The organism is Pseudarthrobacter siccitolerans, assembly GCF_030823375.1.
Classification (GTDB): Bacteria; Actinomycetota; Actinomycetes; order Actinomycetales; family Micrococcaceae; genus Arthrobacter; species Arthrobacter siccitolerans_A.
Genome location: NZ_JAUSXB010000001.1, coordinates 2201104 through 2214024, shown reverse-complemented (window position 1 = coordinate 2214024; position 12921 = coordinate 2201104). Strand labels below are relative to the sequence as shown.

The following is a 12921-nucleotide window of genomic DNA, read 5'->3' as shown; positions in this document are numbered from 1 at the left end:
GTCGGGCTGGGCAGTAGGCCTTGGGAAGGCTCCGGGGTTGAACATCTGTACTGCGCTTCCATTAACAAGCCTAAAGCTAAGTATGCTTAGTAGTCAAGGGAAGTACGTGACTTATCTCAATTTGCCGGTTCTGGCCATCCATGAGCTAGTGGACTGCTAAAGCGATCGAGTGCTCCGCAACCGCCCTTTCGAGCTTGGAAAGGCCGGTTATGGAGCACTCGATGGGGTATTTAGGCGTAGGCGTTGACCAAGCGGACGGCGCCGCCGTCCACACCCTTGGCGCCCTGCACGTAGTCCGGTCCGGACTTGAGGATCGAATCGGAATCCTCGGTAACGGTTCCCATCACCCAGGACGGCAGGCCCCGGTCGTTAAGACGGGATACGGCGGCGTCGGCGGCCTCAGCGGAGACGATTGCCACCATGCCCACGCCCAGGTTCAGCGTGCGCTCGAGGTCTGCCAGCGGCACGTTGCCCAGCTCCGACACCAGCTTGAAGATGGCCGGCAGTTCCCAGGTGGAGCGGTCCACGGTGGCCACGAGGCCCTGGGGAAGTACGCGGGCCAGGTTGGCTGCGAGGCCGCCGCCGGTGACGTGGCTGAAGCCGTGGACGGCGGAAGCTCCTGTGACGGGGAACGCGCGGGCCAGGTCCAGGCAGTCTGCAGCGTAGACGCGGGTGGGCTCGAGGAGTTCCTCGCCCAGGGTGCGGCCGAGTTCGGATACCTGGCGGTCCAGGGCCCATCCGGCGTGGTTGATCACGCGGCGGACCAGGGAGTAGCCGTTGGAGTGCAGGCCGGAGGAGGCCATGCCAATGACCACATCTCCCGCGCGGACCCGGTCCGGTCCCAGCAGCTGGTCAGCTTCAACCACGCCCGTGGCTGCGCCTGCGACGTCATACTCGTGCTCGCCCAGCAGGCCGGGGTGCTCGGCGGTTTCGCCGCCCACCAGCGCGGTGCCGGCCACGGAGCAGGCGGCGGCGATGCCGCGGACAATATCGGCGATGCGCTCAGGCACCACCTTGCCGCAGGCGATGTAGTCGGTCATGTACAGCGGCTCTGCACCAACCACCACGATGTCGTCCACCACCATGCCCACGAGGTCGAACCCGATGGTGTCGTGGATGTCCATGGCCTGGGCGATGGCAACCTTGGTGCCTACGCCATCTGTGGAGGTCGCCAGCAGCGGCTTCTTGAAGGTCAGGAGCCGGGAGACGTCGTAGAGGCCGGCGAAGCCGCCTACCCCGCCGATCACCGAGGAGTTGTGGGTTGCCTTGACGGCACCCTTCATCAGCTCGACGGCGCGGTCGCCGGCTTCAACATCGACGCCTGCGGAGGCGTAGGTGATGCCGGCAGCGTTTGCAGCGGATGTGTTGCCGGCGGCGGGGGCAGCGGAAGTCATACGGACTCTTTCTTGTCAGCGCCGGTGGCGGCGTGTACGTCTGGCACGAGGTCGGCTTCGGTCAGCAGGTTCTCAAACTCGGAGTCCGGTCCGGGGTCGCAGCCGGTGGCGCCGGCCTTCTCCGACGGGTCCTCCTGCGGATCCACGGCAAGGGCGGCTGTCTGACCCGGAAGGGCCGACGGCGAAGGCTTCAGGCCGCCCAGGTCCGTGCGCTCGAGGAGGTTCTTGCCCAGTTTGTTGGCGTCCGGAAGTTCGATGGGGTATTTGCCCGTGAAGCAGGCGGTGCACAGGCGCTCCCGCGGCTGCCGGGTGGCGTCGATCATGCCGTCTTCGGAAATGTAGGCGAGGGAATCGGCGCCGATGGCCTGGGAGATCTCCTCGATGGTGGCGCCGTTGGCGATGAGTTCTGCACGGGAGGCAAAATCGATGCCGTAGAAGCAGGGCCACTGAACCGGCGGGGAGGAAATCTTCACGTGCACGGACGCTGCACCGGCTTCGCGGAGCATCCGCACGATGGCACGCTGGGTGTTGCCGCGGACGATCGAGTCATCCACCACCACCACGCGCTTGCCGCGGATCACGGATTCGAGGGCGTTGAGCTTGAGCCGGATACCCAGCTGGCGCAGCGTCTGTGAGGGCTGGATGAAGGTGCGGCCCACATAGGAGTTTTTGACGAAGCCGTGGGCAAACGGGATACCGGACTCTTCGGCGTAGCCCACGGCTGCGGGCGTGCCGGATTCCGGAACCGGGATGACGATGTCCGCCACCTGCGTGTTTTCGCGGGCCAGCTGGCGGCCCATCTCCACGCGGGACTCGTAGACGGAGCGGCCGGCAATGGCGGCGTCCGGACGGGCAAGGTAAACGTACTCGAAAACGCAGCCCGCCGGCGTCGGCTCGGCAAAGCGCTGGGAACGCACGCCCTGCTCGTCGATCGCGATGAACTCGCCGGGTTCGATTTCGCGGATGAAGCTGGCGCCGACGGTGGCGAGGGCGGACTGTTCGGAGGCCACAACCCAGCCGCGTTCCAGCCGGCCCAGGACCAGCGGACGGATGCCGTAGGTGTCGCGTGCGGCGTAGAGGGTGCCCTCGTCCATAAAGACGAAGCAGAAGCCGCCCTTGATCTTGGGCAGGAGCTCGATGGCCGTCTCTTCGAGGGTCTTGCCAGGCTCGCCCTCCAGCAGGGCCGTGACCAGGGCAGTGTCCGAGGTGTTGCCCTGCTTCATTTCACCGGTGAGCTGGCCGCCATTGCGTTCCTGGATCATGGCGTTGAGCTCGGCGGTGTTGGTGAGGTTGCCGTTGTGCGCCAGGGCTACGGTGCCGGTGCTGGTGGCGCCGAGGGTGGGCTGGGCGTTGGCCCAGTGGCTGGCTCCGGTGGTGGAGTAGCGGCAGTGCCCCACGGCCAGGTGGCCGGTGAGGGTGTTCAGGGTGGTCTCGTCGAAGACCTGGGAGACGAGTCCCATGTCCTTGTAGACGTTGATCCGCTTGCCGTCGCTGGTGGCTATACCAGCCGACTCCTGGCCGCGGTGCTGCAGTGCATACAGCCCGTAGTAGGTGAGTTTTGCTACTTCTTCACCTGGTGCCCAGACCCCAAAAACGCCACAGGCGTCCTGGGGGCCTTTTTCGCCAGGGAGAAGATCATGAGAAAGTTTTCCATCGCCGCGTGCCACTGGTCGATTATCTCACGAGATGCGGTAGGACTTTTCCGGCCGGCCCTTTGTGACTGGCGCTACTGCTGGGTGTCCGGATCGGGCTCGGAGTCGGGAACCGCTTCCACAACCGCCCGCTGCTGCCGTTTTACGCTCCGGCGGTCCAGGACCAGCGCCAGCGCGGCGCCCAAGATCGCGCCTGCTCCGGCGAACAGGACCAGGAAGAATCCGAACACGGAGGCGGGGTCGAAGTCTGGCGTTGCGGGGAGGCCGTAAGCGACTGCGGCAGCGACCGCCACGCCCACCAGTGCGCCCAGGATCAGGAACGGAACGTACTTGGGTGCGCGCCGGACGGTTACTTCGCGGCGCTCGGCGGCAGGTTCTTCAGGAGGCATGCATCAAGCCTACATTTCCGCCGTTGCCCTATCATTTACGGCTGCCAAAACCCAGGTTTGGGGACCGTGAGTGACAGGGCAACGGGGGAGGTCAGCTGCCGCGGTACGTGGAGTAGGCGAACGGGCTGAGCAGGAGCGGGACGTGGTAGTGCTCAGTGCCGGTGACTTCGAACACCAGGTCCACCTCCGGGAAAAACGTGGCGGTCTGCTGGCCCGCGTAGTAGCTGCCGGTGGCGAAATTGAGCTTGTAGTGCCCCGGCTCGAGCTGCTCCGGACCCAGGTCCTTGGCCCGCCCGTCAGCGTCCGTGGTGGAGCCGGCAAGCTTCTGCCAGGTGCCGCCGTCGTTTTGGTACAGCACGACGGCGACCCCCGCCGCCGGGCGTCCGGCCCCTGTGTCGAGGATGTGGGTGGTGACGTGGGAGACGCTCATTCTGTGATCAGTCCTTCGAGCCGCAGAACGGCAATCTCACGCAGCTGCTGGGCCACGATGGTGTCTTCTTTGGCGGGGGAGTTGGCAATCCGGTCCTTCAAGGCTTGCAGGATTTGGGGGGCGGTGCGTCCGGCGGCCCGGATCAGGAAGACCCGGCCGAACTTCTCCTCGTAGTCCCTGTTGCCCAGCGCCAAAGCCTGCGCAACGTCAGCGTCCGCGGGGTCTACGCCCGCCTGCTCCGAACGGGACATGGACGCTTCGGTAGTGGCCGCCGTCGGGCGTTCCCCGATCCGGGGGTGGTGCGCCATGGCGGACTCAACTTCGGCGGACGTGAACGGATTGGCGGCTTCTGCGGCAAAAGCCAGGAGCGCATCCTTTGAGGGGAAAGGCCGCGCTGCGGTTACGGTGTCCACCCAGCGCCGGACGTCAATACAGGGCTTGAGGGTTTCCGCGGCGCGCGCAGGCTCCGCGGTGTTGAATTCGGCAAGCTTCATGCTGGCTGCTTCCTCAGTAACAAACGCTGGCATCCATGGTGACGGCTATGCGGAGGCCGGACTTCCGGCACCCGATCGCCGCTAAAGCCCCTCGGGGGTTTACCGGCGCAGGCTTCCGCATCATGGAACTGTTATTTCAGCATACGTAATATTGAAGTGGAGCATGGCGGTGGTGTCAAGAGACTACAGCAGCTGCCAGGCCAAGGCGGTACTATCGCGGGAGAGCCGCAGGCTCGACCAGTTATTACTGGGGGACGCAAAATGAATACGGACGGGACGGCTATGCAAACGCTGACCGATCAGGATGCCGCACGTGAGCTTGAGCTGCGGGAATACGGGCTGATACCTGCTGCCGGCGAAACTCTTGCGCTAAGGGATGCCCGGGCAAGGGGCGCACTGGACAATCTGGTGCGGCTGGCTGCCTCGTTGTGCGGGGTGCCCTACAGCGTGGTCAACATCATCACGGCGGACCAGCAGTTGCAGATTGCGGCCTCCGGCATCGACCGGGTCGTCTGTTCCCGGGAAGACTCGATGTGCGCGAGCGTGTTCCTCAGCCCCGGGACAACCGTGGTGCGGGATGCCTCCCAGGACCCGCGCTTTGCTGCCAACCCGTTTGTGACGGGGGAAATCGCACAGGTCCGCTTCTATGCCTCGGTGCCGCTCAGGACTTCCAGCGGCCTGGTGCTGGGCTCACTGTGCGTGTTCTCCGATACCGCCGAACTTCCCACGCGCGGACAGATCGAGCTGGTGGAGGTGCTGGCGCACCAGGTGGTGGAGCTTCTCGAGCTCCAGCACCGCACCCTGCAGCTCAACGACGCCCTGGCGGAACTCCAGCGCAGCAACGCGATGCTGTCCGAGTTTGCCGGCCGGGTCAGCCACGACCTTCGCGCTCCCCTCACTACCATCCTTGGTTACGTGGAGTTGGCCGAAGACGATCCCGGGATTCCCCCTAACCACCCGGCCAAGGAGTACCTGGAACATATCGGCAGCGGCGGGCAGCGCATGTTGAGCGCTTTGGAGGACGTGCTGGACTATTCCCGGGCGGACGGGCAGCTGAACCGTGAGCGTGTTTCCCTGCTGGGTGTCACGGCAGAGGCGGCCCGGGACCTTGGACTGGACCTCGGGCTGAGCAGCGGAATCCTGTGCGAGGACGCGGAGCTGTACGCCGACCGGGCCCAGCTGCGCACGCTGGTGCAGAACCTGCTCGCGAACTCCCTGAATTACCGGGACCGGAAGCGGGAGCCCAAGGTGACAGTAACGGCCACCCGGTGCTCCCGCGGGGTTACGATCCACGTGGCCGATAACGGCAGGGGCATCCTGCCATCAGAGCGCAGGAAGGCCGTGGAACCCCTGATGCGGCTGAACCGCCCCGGCGATGGTCCGGGGACAGGGCTGGGCCTGGCAACCTGCCGCCGGATCGCCCAGGCGCACGGCGGCGAGCTCTTCATCGGCGATACCCCGGGCGGCGGGACTACGGTGTCGGTGGTATTCCTGGACTAGCCCTGATCCTCAGACGGGTCTAGCGCTGCGACGTCCGGGACAGGACCCACGTGTTGGTGCCGTCCTGCCGCTCGAACGTGACGGTGGTGACGAGGGCCTGGATCAGCGCCAGGCCCCGGCCGGACTCGGCGTCCTCGCCGGGTGTTGCCGGCTCCATCAGCCCGAACGGCGGCTTGGCGTTGTAGGCGCTGACCCGGGCCTGGAGCAGCGTGGGCTGGACGGTGATGTCCACGCCGAGCTCCACCGCATTCTGCCCGGCCGGCTCCGCATGCTGGACGATGTTCGACGCCGACTCGATGACCGCCGTCGTAAACGTCATCTGGTCCATGTCCTGCACAAAGGGGACGTCGCGCCACAGGCTGTCGAGGTCGTTGTGCACCGACTCGATGGCATCCTCTGCCGCCAGCCCCCGGAAGCTGCGTGACGCCAGGACCTCAGTCATTGCCGAGCCTCTTCGGCAGTACCGTACGCCGTCAGGACCTTGTCCATGCTGGTGAGCTGCAGGACCATCTTCACCTGCGGTTGCACGGCCGCGATCCGGAGGTCCCCGCCCGCCTGCCGGGCCGCCTTGAGGCAGCCGATCAGCGCACCCAGGCCGGAGGAGTCCATAAACGCCGTGTTTTCCAGGTTCACCACGATCCGGTTGGATCCGCCGGCGATCACATCGGTGACAAACTCCCGCAGTTTGGGCGCGGAGACCATGTTCAGCCGCCCGTCCGCCTTGACCTCCGCATACGAGTCCTTGACCTCATAGCTAAACTCCATCTGGATTCCTCTCTGTGTTCCCCGGGACAACGGGATCCGCTGCCGGTTCGTAACCCTTGTAAAGCACTGCGCGCACCAAAATGCTCATGACCACCAGGTCGAAGATGACCCAGGCGACGTTCACCAGGGTGCCGAGCGGTTCGGCAAAGCCGGTGGCCAGGCGGATAATTCCGACGACGGCGGCCACCGCCAGCAGCACCGACACCACGATCTGTGGCTGGATCAGGCTCCAGCTGGGTCCGCCGCTCTGGCGGGCCTTAGGCGTGACGGCAAAGCCGAGGGGACGGCCGAACCAGACGTTGCGGGCCGCCGTCGAACACGCCTTGATCCAGGTGGGGAACAGGGCCAGGCTGTACTGCTGGCCGCGCCAGGTGGGGATGCCCCGGCCGGCAACGGCGAACAGCAGCTGGTTGACCACCATAAACGGGATGAACCGGATGAAGAAGTCCCAGCTCAGGCTCGTCACCGGAAGGATGCCCAGCAGCAGGTAGATGATGGGGGCGGCGAAGTAGATAACTGCCGCGTAGCCGCTGAGGTAGGTCCACATGGTGGCGAAGTACATGAGGCGCTGGCCAAGCTTGAGGCCCTTCTGGACCAGCGGGTTCTCACGCAGCAGCACCTGGATGGTGCCCTGGGCCCAGCGCAGGCGCTGCGTGAGCATGGTGGCGATGTCCTCGGGCGCGAGGCCATAGGCCAGGATCTCGTGGTGGTAGACGCTCTCCCAGCCCATGGCATGCATGCGCATCGCGGTGGCCATGTCCTCCGTGACGGAGATGGTGGCCAGCGGCATGACCGGCTGGGCTTCGTCGTTGCGTTCCACGGACAGCGCGTCCAGGACGGCCTGCACCGATTCCAGGGCGCCCAGCGGCGACCAGTCGCGGGCGGACATGCGCTGGACGGCATCGTCCGCCACTACGGGAACACCGGACTCGCCCACATGGGCCAGTTCCATGGCGGCGATCTCTTCGAGGTCGGCCTGGAGGGCTTCGACGTCGGCCATCACCAGGGTCTGTACGGCAGTATCCACGCGGCGGCGCACCCGGTACGTGATCTCGCTCAGCGCTCCGCCTGCTTCGAGGTCCTGCTGGGCTTCCCGGGTGGCTGCCTCCACCTCGTCGAGCACCTGGGCGACGAGTGGAGCCTCCCGGTCCGCGGACCGCCGGGCTTGCCTGATGGCCGAGCGTGAAGCTGCCAGCGCGCGCCGGATGCTCTTCTCGGTCTCCTTGACGTAGCCCACCAGGCCCAGCTGCATCAGGGCCTCGCGGCGCAGGATGGCGTTGGAGCCGCAGAAGAAGGCGGCATTCCAGCCGTCCTTGCCCTGCTGGATGGGGCCGTAGAAGAGGGGTGCCTGGCTGCCGAGCGGATCGCTCACCGGAACGTTGCTGAAGTACTGCGGGGTCTGCACCAGCGCGACGCGGCGGTTGTTGAAGTAGCCGAGGGTCTTTTCGAGGATGTCCGGCTCGGGGATCTGGTCCGCGTCCAGGATCAGGAGGAACTCGCCCTGGGTCTGCATCAGGGCGTTGTTCAGGTTGCCGGCTTTGGCGTGCCGGGGGAGGTTGGAGGTCCAGTCCTCGCTGCGGGTGACGTAGCCCAGGCCGTGCTGTTCCGCGAGGGCCTTGAGTTCGGCCCGGGCGCCGTCGTCCAGGATCCAGGTGCTGTGGGGATGCCGGATCTTCTGGGCAGCGAGTGCCGTGGTCATCACCATGTCCAGGTCTTCGTTGTACGTGGTGATGAAGACGTCTACGGTGGCATCGTGGGGTGGCGGCGGGGCGCCCTTGCGGATCTTCAGCCTCCAGACAGTCATACCGAACAGCATCACGTCGATCAGGCTGTAGGTCTCGGCGACCACCAGCGGCAACGCGATCCACCAGGCGTCCCAGTTCAACGAGGCGGCCCAGCGCCAGGCGACGTAGTTGAGCCCGGTGACAACGGTCAGCACCACTACCAGGCGGGTCCAGAAGCGGGTCACGCCGCTGCCTGCTCCGGCAGCCGGCGGACCACAACCACGGTGACGTCGTCCTCCGCTGTCTCGGCAGGAGCGAGGGCCAGGATGGCGCCGCTGGCTGCGTGCGCTGAATCCTGGTTTTGGATGGCGCTTCGAACGGCTTCGGTGAAGTCCTCCACCGAGTCGAAGACGTCCAGCACGCCGTCGCTGACCACCACCAGGGAATCTCCCGGGGCGAGTTCCAGGTTGGACTGCGGCCACTGCGAGCCTGCCCAGGCGCCTACCGGCGGTCCGCCGGAGGGCAACCGGTGAGCAGCCCCGCCGGAGCGGACGTGCAGCGCAAGTCCGTGCCCGGCGTCGACATAGTTGACGGTTCCGGAGGCTGCGTCCAAACGCGCGTGGAACAACGTGACGAAGGAGTTGGAGGAGTCCAGGTCTGCGGCGATCGACTGGCTGGCGGAGGCGAAAGCGCCGTCCAGGTCCTGCCGGTGCCCCATGGAGCGCATCACCGCGCGGACCGTGGCCGCGATGAGCGCCGCACCCATGCCCTTGCCCATGGCGTCGGCGAAGGTGAGGTGGAGCCCGTCCGGTGACTGGTACCAGTCGTAGAAGTCCCCGCCCACGCTGCGGGAGGGGCGGAACACGCCGGCGACGTCGTAGCCGTCCACACGGATGTCCTCCTTGGGGAGGAGGCTTTGCTGGACTTCTGTGGCGCGTTCCAGCTCACTTCGGGCTGCTGAATCCGCGGCAGCGGAGGGCCGGCGGCGGAAGAGGGCATTGATCCGCGATTGCAGCTCGCGGGGGCTGAACGGCTTGCTGAGGTACTCGTCCGCCCCGTTGTCCAGGCCGGTCAGCTTGTCCAGTTCATCGGCGCGCGCGGTGAGCATCACGATGAAGGCGTCCGAGAATTCGCGGAGCAGCTTGCAGACTTCGAGGCCGTCAACGTCCGGCAGGTTCAGGTCCAGCGTGACCAAATCAGGCTGGCAGCGGCGGACCTCCTCAACCCCGGGCAGGCCGGCTCCGGCCTCCGTTACGTCGAAGCCTTGCTTGACCAGGACCCGGACCAGCAGCCCGCGGATGTCCGGGTCGTCTTCGATGACAACGGCACGACGGATTTCGGGGGGAGAGACCATAGGTCTACTTCTACAGTATTAACCGCAACAGGGCATGTCGCACGCTTCACAGCTGCTGAATTCCCCCTGCTGATTGCCGGCTGATTCCCATATGGTTCGCGCGTCACGGGGGCGCCCGGAAAGCGCAGGGGAGCCGCCGTGCGGATCTTGCGGAAATCTTTCGACCTGCTTGCCCGGACGTTGAGGAAGGCCCGGGACACTCGTGGGTAGGGACCAGCTTCGTGGGAACGAGGGTCAAGGACGCCGTCCGGAGGCTGGCCCGGCCTGCAGGGAGGCGCAGCCAATGAGACACATCAACATAACAAGCAGGACGACGGCGGCTGCCGCAGTCTGCGCGGAACCAGCCTGTGTGAACCAGGGCTCCGCGGATCAGGCGGCCTCCGTGAAGCAGGACGACGGCGGGCACGCCGCCGCAACGTCGGCGCGGCCACGGGAACTGATGCGCGCGGCCTTGGCCAAAAGCAGGGCGCTGCTGCGTGTCTACTTCCACTCGCGGAAGGTGCGGGCCGCAGCCAATGCGCTGGCTCAAGCGCTGGCCGAGTCGCGGGAGTCATCCAGCTGGCCCGGTGACCGGCTTCCGGTGGGTGAGGAGATGTCTGCGCAGGTGGAGAAGCTGACGCGCCGCCTGAGCCTGGAGACCGAGGCGCACAACAGGTTGGAGGCACTTTTCAGAAGTGTGGAGTTGGGGCGTTCCGCTGCGGCGGTTTAGGTGCCACACTTAGGTGCAATCGAGTGGCTGGGGGATACAGTCAGGAGATTGCAATGGCGTGGTACACCGGGTGGGCTTACCTCATCGCGGGGCTTATGACAGTGGATGCCCTGCTCCTGGCTTTGTGGGCTATCGACGAAGGCTGGCCGGGCAGTTGGCGGAAGAAACCCTGACCCTGTTTGTCTTCCGGGCCGGCTAAGTTTGCAGGTTCAGCCGCATCAGCACCCGCGGGAAGCCATTCAGCATTGACTCCGTGTCCGCCGCCTTGGTGAAGCCGGCGTCCTCGAAAAGTTTCCGCGTGCCGGCGTAGGCCATAGTGAGGTCTACCTTTTGCCCGTGGTTGTCCAGGGGATAGCCCTCGATGGCAGGCGCCCCGTAGCTCCGGGCCATGTCCACGGCGCCATTCAACAGCTGGTGTGAGATGCCCTGTCCCCTGTGGCCGGGCCGCACCCGGATGCACCATACTGACCAGACGTCCAGATCGTCCACGTGCGGGATCTTCCGGTTGCCGGCGAAACTGGTGTCCGCACGGGGGTGAACCGCTGCCCACCCCACTGGCTCGCCGCCGTCGTACGCCAAGACCCCCGGCGGGGGATCCTGGGTCAGCAATTGCTTCACCAGGTCTCCGCGCTCCGTGCCGCGCAACGCCTGGTTCTGCTTTGAGGGGATGCGGTAGCTCAGGCACCAGCAGACGTTGGCGTCGGGGCGCTTGGGCCCCACCAACGCCCGGACGTCCTCAAACCCCGCAGCCGGACGGACCTCGATCCCCATGCGGCCATCCTGTCACACACCCACGCGGCTGCTCCCTTAATCAAGGGATATGCGTCCGATGCTCCAGGCGGCCACTTTGCGGAGATCAACCCTGGTGGCCGGCAGGCGTACATGGACTCCGCCGGAAAGCAGCACCGGAGCAAGGAAATGAATGTAGCGGTTCTGCCTCTGGAGGGCGGTTGCTTCGGCATCTTCGGCTGGCTCGAGGCTGTGTTCGTTCCTTTTCGACTCGACGGCGGCGAGGGCGTCCGCAATTGCCGGGCTGCCGATCCGGATCTGGTCATTCTGCCGCTGGATCCAGGCATTCTCAGAAACCACAGAGCCGGAAATGATGGTGCCGTCAACCACTACGGTGAGCTCTATTGTTGCCTCGTGTGTTGCGTCGTCGCCTGCCCGGAAGAGAGGGGCCAGCAGCAGCATCAGGCGGCGGTCAATCTCGTACCAGGATTGAGCCTCGAAGCGTTCCCGGTTCGCACTGTATTTATCGTCGTGCTCTGCGCCGACTTTCGAGATTGCTTCTCCTGCCGGGTCGTGCGCCATGGCTGTTCCTTCCGCAGTTCCTCCACCTGAATGCCCTCCCCTCTGAGCTTAGTTTCCGGACGGAGCAGGAACCGGTTTCGGGCCGTGAACATCCGGGTACAGGGCTTCGACGGAAATGAGGAGCACGCCGAGGTCGCGGATTTTGGTGAGCAGCCCGTGAAGCGCGGCCTGGTCCGGAACCTCACCGCAGAGGCTTGTGGTGCCGTCGTCTTCACGGGTCAGGGTGAGGCCCTCGAACCAGGCTTCCCAGCGGTCCTGGAGGTGGCCGTGGACCCGGAGCCGGTAGCCGTCGGGAACCAGGGATCTGGAGAGTTCAGTCATGAGGTCCGCCCCCGCGGTTGAACAGCACCCACCTGGCCGACCATGTCGACCAGGTGGTGCTTGCCCAGGTGGGACTGGCCAGGCGGGTGGTCACCGTGTGCCGGCGGGATCGAGCGGTGAACCCGCAGCCTGGGACAGGATCCCCACCGCCACGGTGCGCTGGCTGCGCCACAGCGAATAACCAAGGCCAATCAGGGCGACGCCGGTAGGCACGGCGAACAGCCGCTCGTTGATCTGCGGCAGGAAGGGGATCAGGATGCTTGAGATGGTGCCGGCGGCGAGGACTGCGGCAGCCCACCGGGCCAGGACGTTGGCGCGGAAGAGCGCGATCCCGAAGACCAGTCCGCCCAGCATGTACGTTAGCCCGGCAACCAGGGTGAGCGGCTGCATCAGGCCAATGTCGCCGTTCGGGTGCCCGCCGGTGGCTGCGGCGAGGACGTCGTTCACGTAACCCGTTGAAGTGTGGGCCACCGCAGGGAGGACCACCAGCCCCACCACCTCGACGCTCATCATGATGAGGTAACCGGCGGCGAAAATGAGGTATCCGATGAGGCCGGGCGCCCCGCTCTGCTTCACCTGGCGCAGGTACATCCCCGTGATTCCGGCCAGTGACAGGCCGGCCATCAGGATCTTCAGGCTTTGGCGGACCGACCATTCCGTGGTGGTGACGAACTCCGCGTCGAGCTGCGGGTGGTTGATCTGAACGCCAAGGAACAGCAGGCCGGCGGCGACGGCGGCCAGGCCTGACGCCCGGGTGAGGTGGATGGCTGTGATGGACATTGTGGGCTCCCTGGTTCCGGGTTTCCGCGGCGGGCGCTGCGCGCTGATTCAAACCTAGGGACGGACAGGGTGAGCAGGCGTCACCCATTGATGTGAGT

General features: G+C 65.7%; 15 protein-coding genes. 2 read left to right on the top strand and 13 right to left on the bottom strand.

Annotation, left to right across the window (positions count from 1 at the left end; translation table 11 throughout):
- Positions 1-230: 230 nt before the first annotated feature.
- The 5 genes from purM to uraD form a co-directional block, all read right to left on the bottom strand.
- The gene (purM, locus tag QFZ36_RS10365) at positions 231-1394 is read right to left on the bottom strand and encodes a phosphoribosylformylglycinamidine cyclo-ligase (protein ID WP_306636155.1); all 1164 of its coding nucleotides are present in this window, start codon (positions 1392-1394) and stop codon (positions 231-233) included.
- Entirely contained in the window at positions 1391-3061 is a 1671-nt protein-coding gene (gene purF / locus QFZ36_RS10360) for an amidophosphoribosyltransferase (RefSeq protein ID WP_306636153.1), read from the bottom strand. The genes purM and purF overlap by 4 nt, the downstream gene beginning before the upstream one ends.
- A gap of 59 nt (positions 3062-3120) precedes the next feature.
- Positions 3121-3435 (bottom strand): hypothetical protein, encoded by a 315-nt coding sequence (locus QFZ36_RS10355; RefSeq protein WP_306636151.1) that lies wholly within the window; start codon positions 3433-3435, stop codon positions 3121-3123.
- A 91-nt stretch (positions 3436-3526) separates the two neighbouring features.
- On the bottom strand, positions 3527-3865 hold the full coding sequence (gene uraH, locus QFZ36_RS10350) for a hydroxyisourate hydrolase (protein WP_306636149.1): 339 nt from the start codon (positions 3863-3865) through the stop codon (positions 3527-3529).
- Entirely contained in the window at positions 3862-4359 is a 498-nt protein-coding gene (gene uraD / locus QFZ36_RS10345) for a 2-oxo-4-hydroxy-4-carboxy-5-ureidoimidazoline decarboxylase (protein WP_306636147.1), read from the bottom strand. The genes uraH and uraD overlap by 4 nt, the downstream gene beginning before the upstream one ends.
- A gap of 282 nt (positions 4360-4641) precedes the next feature.
- Here uraD and QFZ36_RS10340 point away from each other — a divergent pair, with 282 nt between their 5' ends.
- On the top strand, positions 4642-5859 hold the full coding sequence (locus tag QFZ36_RS10340) for a sensor histidine kinase (RefSeq protein ID WP_306636145.1): 1218 nt from the start codon (positions 4642-4644) through the stop codon (positions 5857-5859).
- Positions 5860-5878: 19 nt separating this feature from the next.
- Here the strand turns inward: QFZ36_RS10340 and QFZ36_RS10335 are convergent, their stop codons facing one another.
- The 4 genes from QFZ36_RS10335 to QFZ36_RS10320 are packed head-to-tail and all read right to left on the bottom strand — an operon-like array spanning position 5879 to position 9702.
- Positions 5879-6301, bottom strand: a complete 423-nt coding sequence (locus tag QFZ36_RS10335) for an ATP-binding protein (protein ID WP_306636143.1) — start codon at positions 6299-6301, stop codon at positions 5879-5881.
- Complete coding sequence (locus QFZ36_RS10330; protein ID WP_306636141.1) at positions 6298-6624, bottom strand: STAS domain-containing protein; 327 nt, start codon at positions 6622-6624, stop codon at positions 6298-6300. The genes QFZ36_RS10335 and QFZ36_RS10330 overlap by 4 nt, the downstream gene beginning before the upstream one ends.
- Positions 6614-8593 (bottom strand): glycosyltransferase family 2 protein, encoded by a 1980-nt coding sequence (locus QFZ36_RS10325; RefSeq protein ID WP_306636140.1) that lies wholly within the window; start codon positions 8591-8593, stop codon positions 6614-6616. Before QFZ36_RS10325 ends, QFZ36_RS10330 begins: the two co-directional genes overlap by 11 nt.
- Entirely contained in the window at positions 8590-9702 is a 1113-nt protein-coding gene (locus tag QFZ36_RS10320) for a PP2C family protein-serine/threonine phosphatase (RefSeq protein ID WP_306636138.1), read from the bottom strand. Before QFZ36_RS10320 ends, QFZ36_RS10325 begins: the two co-directional genes overlap by 4 nt.
- A gap of 283 nt (positions 9703-9985) precedes the next feature.
- Between QFZ36_RS10320 and QFZ36_RS10315 the strand changes: the two genes are divergently transcribed.
- Positions 9986-10411: a hypothetical protein gene (locus QFZ36_RS10315; RefSeq protein ID WP_306636136.1), complete on the top strand. Its 426-nt coding sequence runs from the start codon at positions 9986-9988 to the stop codon at positions 10409-10411.
- 195 nt (positions 10412-10606) lie between these two features.
- On the opposite strand, the gene QFZ36_RS10310 is transcribed toward QFZ36_RS10315, so the two are convergent.
- From QFZ36_RS10310 to QFZ36_RS10295, 4 genes are all read right to left on the bottom strand, one after another.
- Entirely contained in the window at positions 10607-11182 is a 576-nt protein-coding gene (locus QFZ36_RS10310; RefSeq protein ID WP_306636134.1) for a GNAT family N-acetyltransferase, read from the bottom strand.
- 36 nt (positions 11183-11218) lie between these two features.
- Positions 11219-11722 carry a hypothetical protein gene (locus QFZ36_RS10305; RefSeq protein WP_306636132.1) on the bottom strand — a complete coding sequence of 168 codons (504 nt, stop codon included), beginning with the start codon at positions 11720-11722 and terminating at the stop codon, positions 11219-11221.
- Positions 11723-11770: 48 nt separating this feature from the next.
- On the bottom strand, positions 11771-12043 hold the full coding sequence (locus QFZ36_RS10300) for a hypothetical protein (protein WP_306636130.1): 273 nt from the start codon (positions 12041-12043) through the stop codon (positions 11771-11773).
- A 90-nt stretch (positions 12044-12133) separates the two neighbouring features.
- Positions 12134-12823, bottom strand: a complete 690-nt coding sequence (locus QFZ36_RS10295; protein WP_306636129.1) for a hypothetical protein — start codon at positions 12821-12823, stop codon at positions 12134-12136.
- Positions 12824-12921 lie beyond the last annotated feature (98 nt).

What these genes read in the sequence shown, in the direction of transcription:
- purM (WP_306636155.1), bottom strand. Translation starts at nt 1,394, where the DNA reads ATGACTTCCGCTGCCCCCGCCGCCGGCAACACATCCGCTGCAAACGCT.
- QFZ36_RS10355 (WP_306636151.1), bottom strand. Translation starts at nt 3,435, where the DNA reads ATGCCTCCTGAAGAACCTGCCGCCGAGCGCCGCGAAGTAACCGTCCGG.
- uraH (WP_306636149.1), bottom strand. Translation starts at nt 3,865, where the DNA reads ATGAGCGTCTCCCACGTCACCACCCACATCCTCGACACAGGGGCCGGA.
- uraD (WP_306636147.1), bottom strand. Translation starts at nt 4,359, where the DNA reads ATGAAGCTTGCCGAATTCAACACCGCGGAGCCTGCGCGCGCCGCGGAA.
- QFZ36_RS10340 (WP_306636145.1), top strand. Translation starts at nt 4,642, where the DNA reads ATGCAAACGCTGACCGATCAGGATGCCGCACGTGAGCTTGAGCTGCGG.
- QFZ36_RS10335 (WP_306636143.1), bottom strand. Translation starts at nt 6,301, where the DNA reads ATGACTGAGGTCCTGGCGTCACGCAGCTTCCGGGGGCTGGCGGCAGAG.
- QFZ36_RS10330 (WP_306636141.1), bottom strand. Translation starts at nt 6,624, where the DNA reads ATGGAGTTTAGCTATGAGGTCAAGGACTCGTATGCGGAGGTCAAGGCG.
- QFZ36_RS10320 (WP_306636138.1), bottom strand. Translation starts at nt 9,702, where the DNA reads ATGGTCTCTCCCCCCGAAATCCGTCGTGCCGTTGTCATCGAAGACGAC.
- QFZ36_RS10315 (WP_306636136.1), top strand. Translation starts at nt 9,986, where the DNA reads ATGAGACACATCAACATAACAAGCAGGACGACGGCGGCTGCCGCAGTC.
- QFZ36_RS10310 (WP_306636134.1), bottom strand. Translation starts at nt 11,182, where the DNA reads ATGGGGATCGAGGTCCGTCCGGCTGCGGGGTTTGAGGACGTCCGGGCG.
- QFZ36_RS10305 (WP_306636132.1), bottom strand. Translation starts at nt 11,722, where the DNA reads ATGGCGCACGACCCGGCAGGAGAAGCAATCTCGAAAGTCGGCGCAGAG.
- QFZ36_RS10300 (WP_306636130.1), bottom strand. Translation starts at nt 12,043, where the DNA reads ATGACTGAACTCTCCAGATCCCTGGTTCCCGACGGCTACCGGCTCCGG.
- QFZ36_RS10295 (WP_306636129.1), bottom strand. Translation starts at nt 12,823, where the DNA reads ATGTCCATCACAGCCATCCACCTCACCCGGGCGTCAGGCCTGGCCGCC.